The following is an 18,684-nucleotide window of genomic DNA, read 5'->3' as shown; positions in this document are numbered from 1 at the left end:
TGACATCAGGAGGTTCAAGAGGTGGAGCCGGGTGTGACGGGCACGGAACCCGGCTGTGCGGGTTGTGCTGGCGGTGCTGGTGGTGCAGCGGCCGTCCGCGGCGTCGCCGCGCTGGGCTCGTCCGCGGGGAAACGGTTCAGCTCCCCGGGCAGGCGAGAGCCTAGCTTGGCCATTCCGGTGTGGGCGCCGAGCCGGGTCAGCAGGTCCAGGGCCAACCGGCCGCGGCGCACCCGCTCCCTGGCGGTGTCCAGGGTGACGTCGCGGAGGTGCGCGCCGTACGGGTAGATGGCCGGCGCCTTGCTGAGGCCGAACTTCAGGTAGATCGGGGAGCCACGGCGGATCAGCTCGGCGATCTCGTACATCCGGACGTAGCCGCCGAGGTCGTCCGGGGCCTCCAGGTAGAAGTCGAGCGGCACCCGGCTGACCCGGCGGATCTCGGTCAGGTGCTCCAGGGTCAGGTCGGAGGGGATGTTCACCGAGTCCGCGCCGAGCCGCTCCAGCACCGAGACCGATGCCGGGTTCACGGGGCCGACCAGGGCGGACACCTTCAGGGTGGTGTCGGCGGGCAGGGTGCCGGCGGCGCGCAGCCGGTGCAGCAGCCACAGGACGCCCTCGTCGGCGACCAGGAGGCAGCGCACCCCGAGCTCGGTGGCGCGCACGGCGTCCTCCACGCAGCCGGCGACCGCGGCGTGCCCGCGGGCCCGCAGGCCCGCGCCGCCGGAGGAGGTGCGGGTGCCGGCGCCGATGTCCCAGGTGCCGCGCGGGCCGGTGAACAGGCACAGCTCGACGCCGGCCTGGGCGCAGGCGCCGACCATCTCGGTGATCTCGGCGTCGGTCAGCATCCACACGCCGCTGCCCTGGCTGATCCGGTGCACGGGCACGTCGAGCGAGGCCGCCTCCTTCAGGACGGTGGCCAGGGCCTCGGGACCCTCGACGGACGGAACCTCGGTCCGCCAGGTGCCCCCGTCGGGGAAGGTGTGCGTGGACGCGTCGGTAGGGTCTTCGGCCGTGGCTGGGTAGCCGAGCGAGGCGAGCGCTGCGTCGCCCGGGCGTCGGGGTGTTCCGGAGTCGGACTCAGACACGATGCGCGGTGCTCCGTTCGGGTTTGTTGGAACCATAGGTCTAGCGGTTCGTTTTCGTACGTTTTCGTTTGGTCAATTTTTTGACACATCCTGGCTAAGGCATCATCAGAACCTTGCCCACCTCGGGTTCTCCGCTACCGACGAGCTCGATCGCCGTGGCGAAGGCGGTGAGGGGCAGGCGGTGGGTGATCAACGCGGCGGGGCGCAGCAGCCCGACGTCGAACGCGCGGGTGGCGTACGACCAGGCGGCCGGCGTCGCGCCGAAGACGCTGGTGACGGTGAGCTGGCTGACCCCCAGGTGCACCGGGTCGATGCCGTGGGCGCCCGGTTCGGGCAGCCCGGTCAGCACCACCCGGCCGCCGCGGCGGGCCAGCAGGCAGGAGTCGCGCGCGGTGCCGGGCGCGCCCGCCGTCTCCACCACCAGGTCGTAGCGGCCGTGCAGCTCTCCGGCCTGCTCCGGGGTGGCGGCGTCGGTGGCGCCCATCGCGGTCGCCTGGGCCAGCGGCCGGGCGCGCGGGTCGACGGCCAGCAGTTCGGCGGGGGAGGAGGCGGCCAGCAGCTGCACCGCCAGCAGGCCCAGCGTCCCGGCGCCGACCACCGCGATCCGCTCGGTGGGCCGGGCGGCGGCCCGCAGCACGGCGGCCGCCACCACCGCGGCCGGCTCCAGCAGCGCGGCGGCGGACAGGTCGGCGGCGTCGTCCAGCGGGTGCAGTAGCCGGGCCGGCAGCACCAGGTAGTCGGCGAAGGCGCCCGGCTGGGTGAAGCCGGTCTCCTCGTACCCGGCGGTGCACAGGCTCGTCTCGCCGGCGCGGCAGCGCGCGCAGACCTGGCAGGCGCGGAAGCCCTCGCCGACCGTCCGGCGGCCGGCCAGCGCCGGGTCGACGCCCTCGCCGACCGCGTCCACCGTGCCCGACCACTCGTGCCCGGGCGTCACCGGGTACCGCACGTACCCCGCGGCCCTGGTGCCGTCGTACAGCTCGCGGTCGCTGGCGCAGATGCCGGCGGCGTGCACCGCCACCCGCACCTCGCCGGGCCCGGGACGCGGCACCTCGCCGGTCTCCAGCCGGTGCCGCCCCGGTTCGTCCACGACCACCCGCCGGGCCTCACCCCCGGTCACGGCCGGCCCTCCACGTCGCACCGCCCCGGACGGTCACTTGGAGCCCTCACGCTTCTCCCAGCCCTCGGCCCAGAGGTCGAAGTGGGCCCGCTGCTGCGGGAACTCGGCCGCCGCGTCGGTGTCCAGGCTGACCCCGAGTCCGGGGGCCTCGGAGAGCGTGAAGTACCCGTCGACCACCTCGGGCGCGTTCCTGACGACGCGCTTGATCTCCGCGTCCGCGAAGTCGTTGAAATGCTCCAGGATCTTGAAGTTCGGCGTGCAGCCCGCCAGTTGGAGGCTGGCCGCGGTGAGCACCGAGCCGCCGACGTTGTGCGGGGCGACCATCATGTAGTGGGTCTCGGCGGTCGCCGCGAGCTTGCGCATCTCGCCGATGCCGCCGAGGTGGCCGAGGTCCGGCTGGATGATGTCGACGGCCTGCGACTCGAAGAGCTCGCGGAACTCGATCCGGTCGTGGATGCGCTCGCCGGTGGCGATCGGCAGGGTGGTCTTCGCGGCCACCTTCTCCAGCGCCTTGAGGTTCTCCGGCGGGACCGGCTCCTCCAGCCAGGACGGGTTGAACCGCTCCAGCTCGCGGGCGAGCCGGATCGCGGTGGCGGGGCTGAACCGGCCGTGCATCTCCACCAGCAGCTCGGCCTCCGGGCCTATCGCGTCGCGCACCGCCTCCACCAGCGAGACCGAGCGCAGCGACTCGGCGTGGTCCAGCTCGAAGCTGCCGGTGCCGAAGGGGTCCAGCTTCAGCGCCCGGTAACCGCGCTCCACCACGCCCTGCGCCGCCTTGTGGAACGCCTCGGGCGTGCGCTCGACGGTGTACCAGCCGTTGGCGTACGCCTTCACCCGGTTGTCCGAGGCGTTCGCCCGGCCGCCGAGCAGCTGCCAGACCGGCACCCCGAGCGCCTGGCCCTTGATGTCCCAACAGGCCATCTCCACACAGGCGATGCCCGACATCACGATCTCCCCGGCGCGCCCGAAGTCGCCGTACTTCATGCGGCGCACGAGGTCCTCGAGGGCGAACGGGTCCGAGCCCTTGATGTGGTTCTCCTCCGCCTCACGCAGGTAGCCGAGAAGCGCGTCGGTGTGCCCCAGCATCCGCGTCTCGCCGACGCCGGTCAGTCCCTCGTCGGTGTGCACCTGCACGTAGGTGAGGTTGCGCCAGGGCGTACCGACGACGTGCGTGCTGATTCCGGTGATGCGCACGGGAGCCAACCCTCCGGTGTTCGGTATTTCGATATGCGTTCGAAATGCTGTGCGTGAAAGTAGTCAGCGCGCCCATGCGCTGTCAATGGCTAGCGCCTACCGCGTACTGGTCCCGGCCCCGGACCCGGTCTGCTCCTGCCCCATGGGGCAGTGCGCTACCGCACCTGGTCCGCGGCAACCTGTTCGTAGGCCAGGGCCGCGAGCTGGCGTTGGCCCGACTCGCCCGGGTGGAACCAGTCCCACTGGCTGAGATGGTCGGTGGTGAACTCGTAGTCGAAGACGGCGCCGCCGTCGTACCGGCACAGCTCGTCGGTCGCGCAGACCCGCTCCAGCACCTCGTTGTACTCCTGGACCCGCTCGCGCACCGCCTCGCGCCGCGTGGTCGCGTCGTCCGTCTCGTCGTTCGGGTCGCTGAGCATGGACGGGCAGATGTTGGCCATCTGCCAGACCGTGCGCGCCATCATCGACTCGCTGCCCTCGCGCCACAGCCGCATCAGGTCGGGCACGCTGGAGACGTACACCTGGGTGTCGGGCGACTCCGCGCGCAGCGCCCGGAGCGCGTCGCTGAAGTCCGCCTCGAAGTCCGCCACGTCGGTCATCGACGCGAGGTCCGCGGCGCAGGCGTCGTTGGCGCCGATCAGCACCGTCACCAGCTGCGGCTGGTGCCCGGCGGCCTGCCGGGCCTGGTCCGGCAGATCGGCCACGGTCGCACCGCTCTCCGCCAGGTTCCACGAGCGGTCGGTGATGTCACCGCCGCCCTCGCCGGCCAGCAACTGCATGGCCAGGCTGTCCACCGCGGCGTCGGTGCCGGTGGCCCACGACGCCTCGGGGCAGTCGGTGAGCAGCGAGCAGGTGTCGAAGCCGCGGGTGATGGAGTCCCCGATCGCGGCCACCGAGGACGGGCTGGTGTCCCACACCCGGGTGGCCGGCGGGGCGGGCCGCCGCTCCTCGTCGCCGGCCTCGGCCGCGGCCACGTCGGCGTCGCCCGCGGCGCCCGAGTCGTCGGAGGACGAGCAGCCGGCCAGCAGCAGGGCGGCGGAGGCGAGCGCGAGGGCCACGGGGCGGCGGCTGACCAGCATGTGGATCCTCTTCTTCGTGTTGTCATTCGACGGTACGGCGACCGAGCCGGGTACCTGCCCTCACGGTAGCTTTGGGTCCTGACACTGCACAGCGCCGACGGGAGGCCCCTCACCAGCGTAAGAGATGACTTTCCATCACACGTTGGTTCCACGAGGGAGAAGATGGAGGTTCGATGACCACGCGTGGTGTCCTGTACGTGCACTCCGCGCCGCGCGCCCTGTGCCCGCATATCGAGTGGGCCGTGGCCTCCGTCCTCGGCAGTCGGGTCAGCCTCGACTGGACCAGGCAGCCCGCCTCCCCCGGCACCTGGCGCGCCGAGTTGTCCTGGCAGGGCGAGGCCGGCATCGCCTCCCGGCTCGCCTCCGCGCTCCGCGGCTGGCAGCTGCTGCGGTTCGAGGTCACCTCGGAGCCCTGCCAGCACGGCGAGGGCGAGCGCTTCAGCTGCACGCCCGAGCTCGGCATCTACCACGCCGTCACCGGCGTGCACGGCGACATCATGATCCCCGAGGACCGGCTGCGCGCCGCCGCCGATCGGGCGGCGCGCGGCGAGAGCGACCTGCACGCCGAGATCACCCGGTTGCTGGGCAAACCGTGGGACGACGAGTTGGAGCCCTTCCGCCACGCGGGTGAGGGCGCACCGGTGCGTTGGTTGCACCAGGTGGTCTGATCGGGGCATCCGGGAGGAGCGAGGATGACGGCGGCGGAGCGGCAGGCATCTGACGGCCCCACGGCGGCGCCGGCGGTGGCCGTGTTGGGCACCGGCATCATGGGCGCGGCCATGGCGCGCAACCTGTGCCGCGCCGGCCTGCGGGTGACCGTCTGGAACCGCACCCGGGCCAGGGCCGACCCCCTGGCCGCCGACGGCGCCCGGGTGGCCGAGACGCCCGCCGAGGCGGTGACCGGCGCCGGCATCGTGCTGACGATGCTCCACGACGCGGTGGCCACCGAGGAGACGATGCGCGCCGCCGCGCCGGGCCTGGCCGCGGGCAGCGTGTGGCTGCAGTGCACCACCGCCGGGATCGACGGCCTCGGACCCCTGCTCGACCTGGCCGGCACGCACGGCCTGACGTTCGTCGACGCCCCGGTGCTCGGCACCCGGCAGCCGGCCGAGGCCGGGCAGCTGGTCGTGCTGGCCGCCGGCCCCGAGGAGACGCGCGGCCGGCTCGCGCCCGTGCTCGACGCCGTGGGCGCTCGCACCCTGTGGCTGGGCGAGGAACCGGGCGCCGCCACCAGGCTGAAGCTGGTGTGCAACAGCTGGGTGCTGGCCGCCACCCACGGCACGGCCGAGGCCCTGGCCCTCGCGGCGGGCCTCGGCGTGGAACCGGCGGACTTCCTCGACGCGATCGGCGGCGGGCCGCTCGACCTCGGGTACCTGCGCGTCAAGGCCGCCGCCATCAGGGAGGGCGACTACACGCCGAGCTTCGCCGTGACCACCGCGGAGAAGGACGCCCGGCTGATCGTCGCGGCCGGCGAGGCCGCGGGCGTCCGTCTCGACGTGGCCGCCGCGGGTGCGGAGCGATTCCGGCGCGCCGTGGAACAGGGCCACGGCGACAAGGACATGGCCGCCAGCTACCTGGCCAGCTTCGACGGCGGGCCCCCGGCCTGACGGGCGGGGGCGACCGTGACGACCGGCGGTGGGCTCAGATCCCGGTCCAGGTGAACGCGACCTCGTCCCCCTCCTCGACGAGGAACTGGCAGCCGCCGACCGGCGTCGCCGTGCCGTTGACCTCGATGAGATAGAAGAAGTCGGCGGTCTGCGCGTGCCCGTCGATCTCGGTCACCAGATAGTCCTCGAACGACGCGTACCAGACGCCGTCCCAGTCGAGACCGTGCTGGTCGGCCGCGTCGTCGAGCGCCGCGGTGGGCGTCGCGCCGGCCGTCGGGTTGGCGCCGTTGTTGGTGCCGTCGCACGGGTGGGCGTCGCCGGTCAGCGGAGTCACCGTGTGGCCGGTGGTGGTGACCTCGCCGGCGAAGAGGACCCCGTCGGGTCCGGTGAGGGTCAGGCCCACCGTCACCGGCGCGGCGGTGACGGTCGGCGCGGCCGTGGCGGTCGGTGCCGCCGCCGCGAGGGCGAGACCCGCGGCGGCGGCGGTCGCGGCACGGCGCAGTGAGGTTCTGAACATCGCTGTCCTCTCGTACGAGTGATGTTTCGCGGAGGGAAGTTGACTGGCGGCGTGGCTCAGCGCCCGGAGCTCCGTCGCCGGGCGAGGAGGTACGCGGCGGCGCCGAGCACCAGCAGGGCGACGGCCCCGCCGAGCAGCGGCAGGACGTTCGACCCGGTGTCGGCGAGGCCGCCGTCGGGCGACAGCCCGTCCGAGGCGTCGTCCCAGCCCGTGTCGCCCGAGCCGTTCGCGTCACCGGAGCCGCCCGAGCCGCCGAGGTCGCCGCCCGACGACCCGCCGGAGGCGTCGGCCGGGTCGCCGGTGCCGCCGGACGCGCCGGACGTGCTCGTGCCGCCGTCCCCGCCGCCGGACCCGCCCGCGGAGGCGCCGCCCGTCGGGTCTCCCGACGCGCCGCCGTCCGTGCCGCCCGCGCTCGCGCCTCCGGCGGCCGCGCCGCCCTGGGCGCCGCCCGAACCGCCGTCGTCGGGGGAGCAGTCGATGGCGGCCGGTTCCGGCGTCGCGGACGCGCCGTCGATCGCGCCCAGCGGCTGGCCGGCGAGCGCGGGAATGGCCTGGGCCGTGGCGCGCAGCGCCATCCCGTCGGCGACCGGCTCCAGGTAGCCCACGGCGCCGCGGTCCGTGGCGGCGGCGGCGCAGCCGAGCTGCCGGGACAGCAGCCAGGTCGTGCCGTCCCCGGCGGCCTCCTCCCGGCCGCCCGCCGTCAGCGCCTGCACGGCCAGCGCCGTGGAGTTGGAGTTGGGGTCGCTCGCGGCGTTGTAGCCGAAGCCGCCGTCGTCCCGCTGCCGGCCCTCCAGCCAGTCGAGGGCGGGCGCCGCGTCGGCCGTCCGGCCGGCGGCCAGCAGGGCCTGTGCGGCCAGTCCCGTGCTGTCCGTGTCCGACGTGCAGCGGTTCGGGTCGCGGCGCAACGAGAGCGGGTAGCCGCCGTCGGCGCAGCGTGTGGAGGCGAGGAAGTCCACCGCGGAGTCGGGCAGGTCGCCGGTGCGTCCCAGGGCCAGGACGGCCAGCGACTGGGTGAACTGGTTGGACATGTCGGTGCCGCCGGCGTCGGTGAACCGGCCGTCGTCCTGGAGCCGGTCGAGCAGCATCCCGGTGAGGTCGTGTCCGCCGAAGTCACCGGGGTCGCGGTGTTCGATCGCCGCGACCAGGGCCAGTTTGGCGGCGCCGCCGGCGAACACGGTGTCGCTGTCCGGCGCGCCCCGGGTGAGGTAGTCGCCGGCGTTCTCCGCCAGCCAGTCCGTCGCCCGGTCGGCGGCGTCGCCCGCGGTGCCGGTGGCGGCCAGGCCCATCACGATGTCCGCGGTCAGGCCGTGGTCGCCGGCGGCGTGGGTGCCGTCGGTCAGCTGGCCGACCGCCCAACTGGCCGCGGCCGCCGCCGGGTCGTCGAGCTCCGGCGGTGCGTCCGCGTGGGACGCGGTGCCGGGCAGCACGACCAGCGCGGCCGTGGCCAGGAACGCGGCGGGCAGCAGCGCGGCGAGGCGCCGCCTGGGTCTGTTCATCGGTTGATCGCTCCCTTGTTGGGGGGTTCGTGTGCCGGGTCGGTCGGGTCGGTCGGCCGGTTCGGGGAGGCCGCTGTCGGGGAGGGCGGCGTCGCGGTCTCGGCGGCGAAGGTGACGGGCGCGTCGAAGGCGGCGCGGCGGGCGGCCCGGCGCAGCGTCATCAGCACGGCCGGGCCCAGGACCGAGACGGCGACCGCGTTGGTGAGCGCGCGGCCGGTGTCCCAGCCGAACGTCGAGGTGGCCACGGTGTAGAGGACGAAGGTGTGCAGGTTCGCCAGCACGCCGGCGTCCGGGTCGATGGACAGCTCCGTGTCCGGGCCCGTGGCGTACGGCCAGAACCACAGGTTCATCAGGAAGCCGAAGGCGTACGCCGCCAGCACGCCGTAGCCGGCCAGCATCGCCACCTCGCCCCGCCCCGTCGGCCGTCCGGGCAGCAGCCCGGCCAGCAGGCCGACCCAGCCCGCGGCCATCATCTGGAACGGCAGCCAGGGGCCGACGCCGGCGGTCAGCAGCGCGGACGCGAAGAGCGACACGTTGCCCAGCGCGAAGCCGAAGCCGGGGCCGAAGACCCGGCCGGCCAACACCAGCAGGAAGAACACCGTCTCGACCCCGGCCGTGCCGGCGCCCAGCGGGCGCAGCGCGGCGTTGACGGCCGCGAGCACGCCCAGCAGCGCCAGCGTCCTGGGATCGATGCCGCCCTCCGAGATCTCGGCGAGCACCACGGCGAGCACCACGGGCAGCAGCAGCACGAAGAGCAACGGCGCGTGCCCGGCGTGCGCGATCGTCTGCGGTTCCGGGGGCGAGAGCAGCGGCCAGCAGAACATGGCGAGCCCGATCAGGCTGGCCACGGCCAGCACGACGGCGGCGCGCGGGCCCACCCGCAGCGCGGTCGTCCGGGTGGCGAGGGCACTGCTCTGGCTGGTCATCAGGCAGTCTCCGGCTTCGGCGTCGGTGGTTCGTCGGACCGGGTGGTGGGGGAGTGGGTGACGTGGTCGGCGGGCGACCCGCTCATCCGGTCACCTCCCGCTCCGCCGCCGGGCGCCCGCCGGGCCCGGCGGCGAGGGCGTGGGCGACCTGGTCGGGGGTCAGCCACGGCGCCGGGCGGAGGATCTTGGCCACCTGCGGCGCGAAGCCGGGAGAAGCGCAGACGACGTCGGCGGTCGGACCGTCCGCGACCGTCTCGCCCTCGGCGAGCACCACCACCCGGTCCGCGACGGCGGCGACGAACTCCACGTCGTGCGTGGCGACCATGACGGAGCGGCCGTCCTCGGCGAGTTCCCTGAGCGTCCCGCCGAGGGCGCCTTTCGCGTGGTAGTCGAGGCCCCGGGTGGGCTCGTCCAGCAACACGACCCCGGGGGCGGCGGTCAGCTGCACGGCCAGCACCAGGGCGAGCCGTTGGCCCTCGGACAGGTCGCGCGGATGGCGGTCGCCCGGCAGCCCGGGGGCGAGGCGGTCGAGCAGCGCGCGGCAGGTGCCGGGGCCGGCGTCCGACTCCCGGTCGGCCTGGGCGCATTCGGCGTCCACGGTCTGGAGGTACAGCAGGTCGGCGGCGGTCTGCGGCACGAGGCCGACCCGGGCGCGCGCCCGGTGCGGGGGCAGCCCGCCGGGGTCGTCGCCGGCCACGTCGACCCGGCCCGACCGGCGCGGTCCCGAGCCCTGCAGCGCCCACAGCAGCGAGGACTTGCCCGAGCCGTTGCGCCCCATCAACGCGGTCACCCGGCCCGGCCACAGCACGAGCGACACCTCCCGCACGGCGACGACGTCCCCGTGCACGACCGTGACCCGCTCGGCCCGCAGGGCGGTGTCGTGGGACCCGCCGGACCCCACGACGGCGGGCGTACGGTGGCCGCGGCCCGGGCGCGATGTGCCGAGCGGCGTCCGCGACCGGTCGGTGTCCCACCGCGCCGAACCGGCCGCGTCCGGTTCGACCGTCGACGCGGAGACGCGGGACGGGCCCGTCGGCGCCCCGCCCGGCGCGTCGTCCGCCGGCCGCGCGACCTGCCGGATCGTGTCCGTGACCGTCCAGGGCTGGGGCGGCTCCGCGCCGGCGAGGCGGTCGCGGAGCGCGGGCGCGTGGCGGCGGGCGTCGCGCACGGACAGCGGGAGCGGGTACCAGCCGGCGGCGCGGCCGAGTTCGACGACGGGCGGCGCGACGTCCGCCGCGTCGACCAACTCGGCCGGCGGGCCCGCCCTGACCGTTCCGTCGCCCGGCAGGTACAGCAGCCGGTCGGCGTACTGCAGCACGCGTTCCATCCGGTGCTCGGCCACCAGCACGGTGGTGCCCAGGTCGTGCACCAGGCGGAGCACGGCCGCCAGCACCTCCTCGGCCGCCGTGGGGTCGAGTGCCGAGGTCGGCTCGTCGAGCACCAGGACCGCCGGATGGGCGGTGAGCACCGCGCCGATCGCGACCCGCTGCTGCTGGCCGCCGGAGAGCGTCCGCAACGGCCGGTGCCGCAACTCGGCGATGCCCAGCAGGTCGAGGGTCTCCTCCACCCGTTTCCGCATGGTCTCGGCCGGGACGGCGAGCTGCTCCATGCCGTAGGCGAGTTCCTCCTCGACGGTGTCGGTGACGAACCCGGCGAGCGGGTCCTGGCCGACCACGCCGACCAGATGCGCGAACTCCTGCGGCGCGTGGCTCTGGGTGGTCCGCCCGGCCACCGAGACCCGGCCGGCCAGCCGGCCGCCGGTGAACCTCGGGACCAGGCCGTTGACGGCGCCGAGCAGCGTGGACTTGCCGGTGCCGGTCCGCCCGGCGACCAGGCACAGCTCGCCCTCCTCGACGTGCAGCTCCACGTCCCGCAGCGTGGGCCGGGCGGCCTGGTGGTAGGTGACGCTCACCTGCTCGAACGTGATCACGCGACGGACTCCCTCGAACGGGCCGCGCGTCCCGGGCGGCCGGGACGCGCGGACGGCGCCGCCGACGGCGACGGTGGGCCGAGGACGGCGGGCAGGAGGCCGAGCAGCACGGCCACGACCGGCAGCGGCGGCACCTCCGGCCAGGCGAGGGGCGAGAGCGACGGGTACAGGTCGGCGGGATCCACACGGGTCGCCGCGTACATCAGCGTCGCCGCGGCCAGTCCCGAGGCCGCCGCGAGGAGTTCGCCGGCACGCCAGCGGTCGGGGCGGTAGTGGCTGCGGCGCACCCGCCGGCCGCCGAGGGCGAGGCCGGCGACGGCCAGCGCCACGCCGGCCAACAGGAGCGGCGCGCCCAGGGAGCGCGGGGCCGCCGGGTCGAGCGCCCCGTACAGGCCGGCCGCGATGCCGAGCAGCCCGGCCAGCACCAGGACGCCGACGAGCAGCCTCGTCCGCGCGGGGACGGCGCCGGTGCGGCCGTAGCCGCGCGATGCCATGGCGGCGGCCAGCGCCAACGACCGGCTCAGCGCGTCCTCCAGGACGGGTATCAGGATGCCGCGCAGCGCACGCCACCCCCGCTCCCGGGCGCCGCGCAGCCGGCGCGCGCGGCGCACCCGCCCGGCACTCTCGATCAGCTGGGGCGCGACGGACAGCGCGACGACGACGGACGTGCCGATCTCGTACAGCGCGCCCGGCATGGCCTTCAGCATCCGCTTCGGGTTGGCCAGGGCGTTGGCCGCGCCCACGCACACCACCATGGCCGCCAGTTGCAGGCCGTCGTAGAGCCCGCCGAGCACCTCCTCGGCGGCGACCTCGCCGAGCAGCCGGATGCCGGCGGCGGCCTCCGGCAGCGGGATCTCGGGCAGGGTGAACAGCACGGTCGAGCCCGAACCGCCGCCGAACACGACGCGGAAGAGCACCCGCAGCACGACGATGACGGCACCGAACAGCAGATACATCCGGAAGGACAACGCCCACGGCGCGTCGGTGCGGCGCCGCACCACGACCAGGCCGGCCACGGCGACGAGCAGGGCGAGCAACAGCGGGTTGGTGGTGCGGCTGGCGGCGACGGCCAGGCCCAGCGCCCACAGCCACCAGGCGCCCGGGTGCAGGGTGCGGGGCAGCACCCCGCGCGGCCGGACGAGGACGCGGCTCACGGGTGCTCCGCCCCGCGTGCCCGACGTCTGCGCCAGACGGCGAGCCCGGCCGTCCCGACCAGCGCGACGAGCAGGCCCAGCGCGACCAGCGTGGACGCGGGCGGTCCGGCCGAATCCTCGGCCGCGGCGGACCGGCGCTCCTCGAACTCGGTGTCCTCGCCCGACCAGTCCGACGCCTCGGTCGGGCTGGGCGCGGACGCGTCGTCGGACGCGTCGCCCTGCCCCGGACCCGCACCGTCAGCGGGGGCGTCTGAGCGGTCCTCGCCCTCGTCCTGGTGCTCGTCGTCGGGACTCCCTGTGTCGGCAGAGCCGTCGCTGTCGCCCGCTCCGCCCGCTCCGCCCGGGCCGTCCGAGCCCGCCTCGTCCGCGCCACCCGAGCCGCCGGACTGCGTGCCGCCGGCCGACGCGCCGCCGTCGGCGGAGCCCTCGCCGTCCGCCCCGCCGTCGCCCGATCCCCCGCCGCTCGAATTCCCGCCACCCGACGAGCCGTCGCCCGCACCGCCGGACCCGCTGCCCGACGAGCCGCCGTCGCCGGGGCGTTCGGGCGCGACGCCGGGCGGCGACGCCTCGCCCTCCCCGTCGTTCGTCGAGAAAACCCAGCCCTCGAAGCTCCCCTCCGGCGGGGTCCGGTAGGTGGCGCCGTACTGGCTGTACTCCCACGCACCGCCGTCGGGCGCGTGCCAGTACGACCAGTACGCCGAGGCCGGCGGGGTGTCCACGCACGGTTCGGCGTCGGGCCCGGGGCGGCCGTTGATCCGGCAGACGAAGGAGTCCCCCCAGCGGTTGGTGCCCTCCACCTCGAATCCGGCGCCGCGCAACGCGTCCACGCCGTCCTCCTGCGGGCCCGGCGCGCAGCGCACCACCTGCTCGCCGCCCAGGGCCCGGAAGTCGACGACCACCGTGACCCCGTCGCCGTCGGGGCAGAACCCGGGGGCGCCGGCGCGAGGGGTCGCCGCGGCGGCGGGGCTCGCCGGAAGGACCGGGAGGACCGGGAGGACCGGGGAGATCGCGAGCAGCAGCGCGACAACGGCTCGGGCGGGGGACATGGCATGCCCTTCCTTCCGGCAGCCGGTCCCACCTGCCGCCCGACGTGCGAAACCCCTGGCGCGCGTTCGCGAAGCGAGGCGTCAGGGGGCCGACGAGCCGGGGCGGCTGAGGGCTCCACGCTGCAGTCCGTGACAGTGGGAAGCGGTTCGCGTCGTACGCCGAGCGTCCCGACTCGCGGCCCCTTGGCGGTGCCGCTCACGGTTGCAGGTCAGCGCCGGATTCGCACCGGCTTCCCTCGCACGTACGCGCATGAAGTTGTGGAGACGAGTGGACGGTCACCGGCCTGTTCCAGCCGATGACCGTCCCTCAGGGTAACGCTCCGATCAGACCGTTCGGAAGGCCAGTACCACGTTGTGACCGCCGAATCCGAAGGAGTTGTTGATGGCCGCGATGGTGCCCGAGGGCAGCGTGCGCGGCGTGTCCCGGATGATGTCGGCGTCCACCTCCGGGTCGAGCTCGTCCACGTTGATCGTCGGCGGAGCCGTCCGGTGGTGCAGCGCCAGCACCGTGGCGACCGTCTCGATGCCGCCGGCGCCGCCGAGCAGGTGGCCGGTCATCGACTTCGTCGACGAGACCGCCACATGGTCCAGATCGTCGCCCAGCACCTGGCGCAGCGCCCGGATCTCCGCGACGTCGCCCAGCGGCGTCGAGGTGGCGTGCGCGTTGACGTGGGTCAACTGCTCCGGCTTCAGGTCGGTCTGCTCCAGCAGATGGCGCACCGCCGTGGCGATGCCGGCGCCGGTCGGCTCGGGCTGCGCGATGTGGTGGCTGTCCGCGGACAGCCCCTGGCCGAGCATCTCGCAGTAGATCCGCGCGCCACGCGCCGCGGCGTGTTCGGCGGACTCCAGCACCACGATGCCCGCGCCCTCACCGAGCACGAAGCCGTCGCGCGCCGTGTCGAAGGGGCGGGACACCTTCGTCGGATCGCCCTCGTTCTTCGACAGCGCCATCATGTTCGCGAACGCCGCGATGGGCAGCGGGTGGATGCACGCCTCGGTGCCGCCGGCGACGACGATGTCGGCCCGGCCCGTGCGGATCATCTCCGCGGCGTACCCCACGGCCTCCGCGCCCGAGGCACAGGCGCTCACCGGCGTGTGCACGCCGGCGCGCGCGCCGACCTCCAGGCCGACGTTGGCCGCCGGGCTGTTGGGCATCAGCATCGGCACGGTGTGCGGGGACACCTTGCGCGCGCCCTTCTCGTTGAGCACGTCGTACTGGTCGAGCAGCGTGGTGACGCCGCCGATGCCGGACGCGACGACCGCGCCCAGGCGTCCCGGCTCGACGTCGGCGCCCTCCCCGGCCTTCGCCGTGAAGCCGGCGTCCGCCCACGCCTCACGCGTGGCGATCAGCGCGAACTGGGCCGAGCGGTCCAGGCGGCGCATCAGCGGCCGGGGCAGCACCTCGGCCGGGTCGGACGCCGCCTGGGCGCCGATCTGGACGGGAAGCCGGGAGGCCCACTCCTGCGTCAGGACTCCGACGCCTGACCTGCCGGCCACCAGGCCGTCCCAGGTCGTCGCGCTGTCGCCACCCAGCGGTGTTGTTGCGCCGATGCCGGTGACGACCACCGATCGATTGGTCGCGTTCACGGGATTTGTTAGCTCCGCTAGTCGGGGGTTTGTTGATCACTCGCCACCCGTCAGGTGGCGACATGCGCGTGCGTTGAGCGCGGGACGGAGGTCAGTCCTGGTGCTTGACGATGTACTCGACAGCGTCGCCGACCGTCTTCAGACCCTTGACGTCGTCGTCCGGGATCTTGACGCCGAACCGCTCCTCAGCGGCCACGACCACCTCGACCATGGACAGCGAGTCGACGTCCAGGTCGTCGGTGAAGGACTTCTCCTCGGTCACCTCGTCCTCCGGGATCCCGGCGATCTCGTTGACGATCTCGGCGAGGCCCTCGACGATCTCTTTCTTGTCGGCAGCCATTGCGGCGCTCCTTCACTGTCTGGCGATGCTGTGCGGTCCGGAATCGGTCTCCCGGCCGCATGCGGACTTCAGGACTTGCGTGGGTTGCACGGGGATGTGCTTAGGGGAGAGTAACGACCGTCGCGGCGTACACGAGGCCCGCCCCGAAGCCGATGAGAAGGGCGGTGTCGCCGCTCTTCGCCTGCCCGGTCGCCAACATCCGCTCCATGGCCAGGGGGATGGAGGCGGCCGAGGTGTTGCCGGTGGTCTCGATGTCGCGGGCGACCGCGACGTGCTCCGGCAGCTTGAGGGTCTTCACCATCGAGTCGATGATCCGCATGTTCGCCTGGTGCGGGATGAAGACGTCCAGGTCGTCCGCGGTGATGCCGGCCGCGTCCAGCGCCTGCTGGGCGACCTTGGCCATGTCGAACACCGCCCACCGGAAGACCGTCTGGCCCTCCTGGCGCAGCGCGGGACGCTTGTCACCCGGCTGGAACCTGTCCCAGGCGACGGTCTGGGTGATGGTCTCCGCCCGGTCGCCCTCCGAGCCCCAGACGGTCGGGCCGATGGCCGGCACCTCCGACGGGCCGAGGACCACCGCACCGGCGCCGTCGCCGAACAGGAACGCCGTGGACCGGTCGGTCAGGTCGGTGAGGTCCGACAGCCGCTCGACGCCGACGACCAGCACGTGCCGGGCGCTGCCGTCCACGACCAGCCCCCTGCCGACGGTCAGCGCGTAGCCGAAGCCGGCGCAGGCGGCGGAGATGTCGAAGGCGGCGGGCGTGCCGGCGCCGAGCCGGTGCGCGATCTCGGTGGCCACGGCCGGCGTCTGCTTCATGTGCGAGACGGTCGAGATGATGACGGCGTCCACCTGCTCGGCGTCGATACCGGCGTCCGCCACCGCCTTCCCCGCGGCGGCCAGCGACATCTCGGCCACCGTCTCCTCCTCGCCGGCCCAGTTCCTCGTCACGATGCCGGAACGGGACCTGATCCACTCGTCGGAGGAGTCGATGTGCTTGAGGATCTCGTCGTTGGGCACGACCCGGGTCGGCCGGTAGCCACCGACGCCGAGGATCCGCGCGTACGGCGCGCCCCGGCTGACCTTGAGTGTCGCGGGCATGCTCTAGCTCCTCTACGCCTTGGTCGCCTCGTCGGCGGAGTGCTCGGCGATCAGCTCCCGAGCCGCGGTCAGGTTATCCGGGGTCTTGAGCGCGACCCGCCGCACGTCCGGCAGGTTGCGCCTGGCCAGCCCGGCGAGCGTGCCACCGGGACACAGCTCGACGAATCCGGTCACGCCGAGCCGCCGGAACGTTTCCATGCACAGGTCCCAGCGGACCGGGCTGGACACCTGGTCCACCAGCCGCCGCAGGATCTGCCCGCCGTCGGCGACGAGACCACCGTCCGCGTTCGACACGTACCGCATTCCCGGATCCGCGACCTCGACGCCCGCCACGGCCTCGTTCATGGCCGCCACGGCCGGGGCCATGTGGTGCGTGTGGAAGGCGCCGGCCACCTGGAGCGGGCGGACCCGGGCCCGGTCCGGCTTGGCGGCGGCGAGGGCGGCCAGCTGTTCGGTGGTGCCGGCGGCGACGATCTGGCCGCCGCCGTTGTCGTTCGCCGCGGTCAGCCCGAGCTTCTCCAGAATGCCCGCGACCTCCTCCGGATCGCCGCCCAGCACCGCGGACATTCCGGTGTCGGTGACCGCGGCGGCCTCGGCCATGGCCAGGCCCCGGCGGCGGACGAGCCGCATCGCGTCGTCCGCCGAGAACACCCCGGCGAGCGCGGCCGCCGCCAGCTCGCCCACGCTGTGCCCGGCCGTGACGCCCACCGCCGCGCGCCGCGCGGCGACCTCCTCGGCGCCGTCGACGCCGTCGCCGAACAACGCGGCCGCGGACAGCAGCGCGCCGGCGACCAGCAGCGGCTGCGCCACCGCGGTGTCGCGGATCTCCTCCGCGTCCGCCTCGGTGCCGTAGTGAACCAGGTCAAGACCCACCAGGTCCGACCACGCGCGCAGCCGGTCGGCGGCGCCGGGCAGTTCGAGCCACGGAGTCAGGAAACCAGGAGCCTGTGAGCCCTGGCCGGGAGCGACGAGTACCAACACCCTCACACTCTCTCCCGACAGGCCCCGGAAGCGTGGGTGGGGGCGAGGACGAAGAACAGCGTGGGGATTTGTCGTCCTCACACAAAACATGTGTCAAGCCGGCGGCGGGCTACTGCCGCCCGTCGTCGTCCCCGAGACGGCCGAGCATCAGGGCGATCCGCAGCGTGAACGCCGATCGTACATCGGAAGGGGGCCAGCCGGTGACGTCGGTCACACGCCGCAGCCGGTAGCGGACGGTGTTGGGGTGTACAAACAACATCCTGGCCGCACCCTCCAGACTGCTGGCCTGTTCCAGGTAGACGCTGAGCGTCTCCAGCAGCGCCGAACCGGCCTCCTCCAGCGGCCGGTAGACCTCGTCCACCAGCAGCTGGCGCGCCACCGGGTCGCCGGCCATGGCGCGTTCGGGCAGCAGGTCGTCGGCGTGCACCGGGCGCGGCGCGTCCGGCCAGGCGCCCACCGCGCGCAGCCCGGCCGCCGCGGCCTGCGCGGACCGGGTGGCGTCGAGCAGGTCGCCGACCACCGGTCCCGCCACCACGGGGCCCGCGGCGAACGGGCCGAGCAGCGCCTTCGCCGCCTGCACCGGATCGTCGCTGCCCCCCGCGATCACCACCAGCCGTTTGCCGAGCACCCCGGTCAGCACCTGCAGCTTCGCGTACCTGGCGGCCCGCCTGATCGCCTCCACGGTCAGCTCGCTGTCCCCGTTGGGCGCGCTGCCCAGCACCACGGTGACGCTTTCCGGCGCCTTCCAGCCCAGCGCGGCGGCCCGCGAGACGTCGGACTCGTCGGCCTCGCCGGACACCACGGCGTTCACCACCAGGGACTCCAGCCGGGCGTCCCAGGCGCCCCGCGCCTCCGCGGCCTGGGCGTACACCTGGGCGGTGGCGAAGGCGATCTCCCGGGCGTAGACCAGGATCGCGTTGCGCAGCGCGCGTTCGCCGCCCGGCGCGGCGATCTCGTCGATGGCGGACTCCACCACCTCGATGGTGGTCCGCACCATCTCCACGGTCTGCCGCAGGGTGATCGCGCGGGTCAGCTCGCGCGGCGCGGTACCGAAGACGTCGGTGCTGATCGCCTGCGGCGCGTCCGGGTGCCGGAACCACTCGGTGAACGCCGCGATGCCGGCCTGGGCGACCAGGCCGATCCAGGACCGGTTCTCCGGGGGCATGGCGCGGTACCAGGACAACTGCTGGTCCATGCGCGAGATGGCGGCGGCGGCGAGCTTCCCCGACGACTGTTCGAGTCGGCGCACGGTGGCGACGTGCGCCTGATGCGACGCGGAGTTCTCCGAGGGTGGGTTGATGTCGGGGCGCGCGGGGCTCTGGGCGGACTTCTCGTCGTCGGAGATACCGGAGGCATCGGAGGCATCGGACACGACAACCAGCCTGCCTCATCCCGGCGCCCACCATGCCCGCGGGGGCGCTTGCCGCTTCTCGGGCGGGGTTACTGGTGCGGCAGCGTCTGGTGGGGTGGGACGGCGGACCGGACGGCCGCGAGGGCCGATCACCGGGTGTCGAGGGCGGGCGGGCCGG

General features: G+C 74.3%; 17 protein-coding genes and 1 riboswitch. Of the genes, 2 read left to right on the top strand and 15 right to left on the bottom strand.

Annotated elements, in window-relative coordinates:
• Positions 1-14 precede the first annotated feature (14 nt).
• The 4 genes from ABGB06_RS10625 to ABGB06_RS10610 all read right to left on the bottom strand — a co-directional run bounded on the left by ABGB06_RS10625 (position 15) and on the right by ABGB06_RS10610 (position 4,472).
• On the bottom strand, positions 15-1,118 hold the full coding sequence (locus tag ABGB06_RS10625; RefSeq protein ID WP_347587711.1) for a hypothetical protein: 1,104 nt from the start codon (positions 1,116-1,118) through the stop codon (positions 15-17).
• Positions 1,119-1,176: 58 nt separating this feature from the next.
• Complete coding sequence (locus ABGB06_RS10620; RefSeq protein ID WP_347587710.1) at positions 1,177-2,199, bottom strand: alcohol dehydrogenase catalytic domain-containing protein; 1,023 nt, start codon at positions 2,197-2,199, stop codon at positions 1,177-1,179.
• Positions 2,200-2,232: 33 nt separating this feature from the next.
• Positions 2,233-3,393 (bottom strand): mandelate racemase/muconate lactonizing enzyme family protein, encoded by a 1,161-nt coding sequence (locus tag ABGB06_RS10615; protein WP_347587708.1) that lies wholly within the window; start codon positions 3,391-3,393, stop codon positions 2,233-2,235.
• A 155-nt stretch (positions 3,394-3,548) separates the two neighbouring features.
• On the bottom strand, positions 3,549-4,472 hold the full coding sequence (locus ABGB06_RS10610) for a GDSL-type esterase/lipase family protein (protein WP_347587706.1): 924 nt from the start codon (positions 4,470-4,472) through the stop codon (positions 3,549-3,551).
• A gap of 173 nt (positions 4,473-4,645) precedes the next feature.
• Here ABGB06_RS10610 and ABGB06_RS10605 point away from each other — a divergent pair, with 173 nt between their 5' ends.
• Positions 4,646-5,140 (top strand): DUF3145 domain-containing protein, encoded by a 495-nt coding sequence (locus ABGB06_RS10605; RefSeq protein WP_347587704.1) that lies wholly within the window; start codon positions 4,646-4,648, stop codon positions 5,138-5,140.
• 24 nt (positions 5,141-5,164) lie between these two features.
• On the top strand, positions 5,165-6,079 hold the full coding sequence (locus ABGB06_RS10600) for an NAD(P)-dependent oxidoreductase (RefSeq protein WP_347587702.1): 915 nt from the start codon (positions 5,165-5,167) through the stop codon (positions 6,077-6,079).
• A 34-nt stretch (positions 6,080-6,113) separates the two neighbouring features.
• Here the strand turns inward: ABGB06_RS10600 and ABGB06_RS10595 are convergent, their stop codons facing one another.
• The 11 genes from ABGB06_RS10595 to ABGB06_RS10545 all read right to left on the bottom strand — a co-directional run bounded on the left by ABGB06_RS10595 (position 6,114) and on the right by ABGB06_RS10545 (position 18,455).
• Positions 6,114-6,596, bottom strand: coding sequence for a DUF4430 domain-containing protein (locus tag ABGB06_RS10595; protein ID WP_347587700.1), 483 nt, complete (start codon positions 6,594-6,596; stop codon positions 6,114-6,116).
• A 56-nt stretch (positions 6,597-6,652) separates the two neighbouring features.
• Positions 6,653-8,092 carry a prenyltransferase/squalene oxidase repeat-containing protein gene (locus ABGB06_RS10590; RefSeq protein ID WP_347587698.1) on the bottom strand — a complete coding sequence of 480 codons (1,440 nt, stop codon included), beginning with the start codon at positions 8,090-8,092 and terminating at the stop codon, positions 6,653-6,655.
• The gene (locus tag ABGB06_RS10585) at positions 8,089-9,018 is read right to left on the bottom strand and encodes an ECF transporter S component (RefSeq protein WP_347587696.1); all 930 of its coding nucleotides are present in this window, start codon (positions 9,016-9,018) and stop codon (positions 8,089-8,091) included. The genes ABGB06_RS10590 and ABGB06_RS10585 overlap by 4 nt, the downstream gene beginning before the upstream one ends.
• Before the next feature lie 82 nt (positions 9,019-9,100).
• A complete protein-coding gene (locus ABGB06_RS10580) occupies positions 9,101-10,948 on the bottom strand; it encodes an ATP-binding cassette domain-containing protein (RefSeq protein WP_347587694.1) in 1,848 nt (615 codons plus the stop codon).
• On the bottom strand, positions 10,945-12,102 hold the full coding sequence (locus ABGB06_RS10575; protein WP_347587692.1) for a CbiQ family ECF transporter T component: 1,158 nt from the start codon (positions 12,100-12,102) through the stop codon (positions 10,945-10,947). Before ABGB06_RS10575 ends, ABGB06_RS10580 begins: the two co-directional genes overlap by 4 nt.
• Positions 12,099-13,148, bottom strand: coding sequence for a hypothetical protein (locus ABGB06_RS10570; protein WP_347587690.1), 1,050 nt, complete (start codon positions 13,146-13,148; stop codon positions 12,099-12,101). Before ABGB06_RS10570 ends, ABGB06_RS10575 begins: the two co-directional genes overlap by 4 nt.
• A 139-nt stretch (positions 13,149-13,287) precedes the next feature.
• Positions 13,288-13,409, bottom strand: a riboswitch (cobalamin riboswitch).
• A gap of 63 nt (positions 13,410-13,472) precedes the next feature.
• The gene (locus tag ABGB06_RS10565; protein ID WP_347587688.1) at positions 13,473-14,735 is read right to left on the bottom strand and encodes a beta-ketoacyl-[acyl-carrier-protein] synthase family protein; all 1,263 of its coding nucleotides are present in this window, start codon (positions 14,733-14,735) and stop codon (positions 13,473-13,475) included.
• A 91-nt stretch (positions 14,736-14,826) separates the two neighbouring features.
• Entirely contained in the window at positions 14,827-15,075 is a 249-nt protein-coding gene (locus ABGB06_RS10560) for an acyl carrier protein (protein WP_347587686.1), read from the bottom strand.
• 100 nt (positions 15,076-15,175) lie between these two features.
• On the bottom strand, positions 15,176-16,174 hold the full coding sequence (locus ABGB06_RS10555) for a ketoacyl-ACP synthase III (RefSeq protein WP_347587684.1): 999 nt from the start codon (positions 16,172-16,174) through the stop codon (positions 15,176-15,178).
• Between the two features lie 12 nt (positions 16,175-16,186).
• Positions 16,187-17,155: an ACP S-malonyltransferase gene (locus ABGB06_RS10550; RefSeq protein WP_347587682.1), complete on the bottom strand. Its 969-nt coding sequence runs from the start codon at positions 17,153-17,155 to the stop codon at positions 16,187-16,189.
• 109 nt (positions 17,156-17,264) lie between these two features.
• Positions 17,265-18,455, bottom strand: coding sequence for a helix-turn-helix domain-containing protein (locus ABGB06_RS10545; RefSeq protein WP_347588390.1), 1,191 nt, complete (start codon positions 18,453-18,455; stop codon positions 17,265-17,267).
• Positions 18,456-18,684: the final 229 nt, after the last annotated feature.

The organism is Streptomyces sp. B6B3 (genome assembly GCF_039871525.1).
GTDB lineage: Bacteria > Actinomycetota > Actinomycetes > Streptomycetales > Streptomycetaceae > Streptomyces.
This window is presented reverse-complemented; position numbering and strand designations above follow the sequence as displayed.

Bases quoted from the DNA above. Each gene is read 5' to 3' on its own strand.
- ABGB06_RS10625 (WP_347587711.1), bottom strand. From the start codon at position 1,118: ATGGTTCCAACAAACCCGAACGGAGCACCGCGCATCGTGTCTGAGTCC.
- ABGB06_RS10610 (WP_347587706.1), bottom strand. From the start codon at position 4,472: ATGCTGGTCAGCCGCCGCCCCGTGGCCCTCGCGCTCGCCTCCGCCGCC.
- ABGB06_RS10605 (WP_347587704.1), top strand. From the start codon at position 4,646: ATGACCACGCGTGGTGTCCTGTACGTGCACTCCGCGCCGCGCGCCCTG.
- ABGB06_RS10600 (WP_347587702.1), top strand. From the start codon at position 5,165: ATGACGGCGGCGGAGCGGCAGGCATCTGACGGCCCCACGGCGGCGCCG.
- ABGB06_RS10595 (WP_347587700.1), bottom strand. From the start codon at position 6,596: ATGTTCAGAACCTCACTGCGCCGTGCCGCGACCGCCGCCGCCGCGGGT.
- ABGB06_RS10590 (WP_347587698.1), bottom strand. From the start codon at position 8,092: ATGAACAGACCCAGGCGGCGCCTCGCCGCGCTGCTGCCCGCCGCGTTC.
- ABGB06_RS10585 (WP_347587696.1), bottom strand. From the start codon at position 9,018: ATGACCAGCCAGAGCAGTGCCCTCGCCACCCGGACGACCGCGCTGCGG.
- ABGB06_RS10570 (WP_347587690.1), bottom strand. From the start codon at position 13,148: ATGTCCCCCGCCCGAGCCGTTGTCGCGCTGCTGCTCGCGATCTCCCCG.
- ABGB06_RS10560 (WP_347587686.1), bottom strand. From the start codon at position 15,075: ATGGCTGCCGACAAGAAAGAGATCGTCGAGGGCCTCGCCGAGATCGTC.
- ABGB06_RS10555 (WP_347587684.1), bottom strand. From the start codon at position 16,174: ATGCCCGCGACACTCAAGGTCAGCCGGGGCGCGCCGTACGCGCGGATC.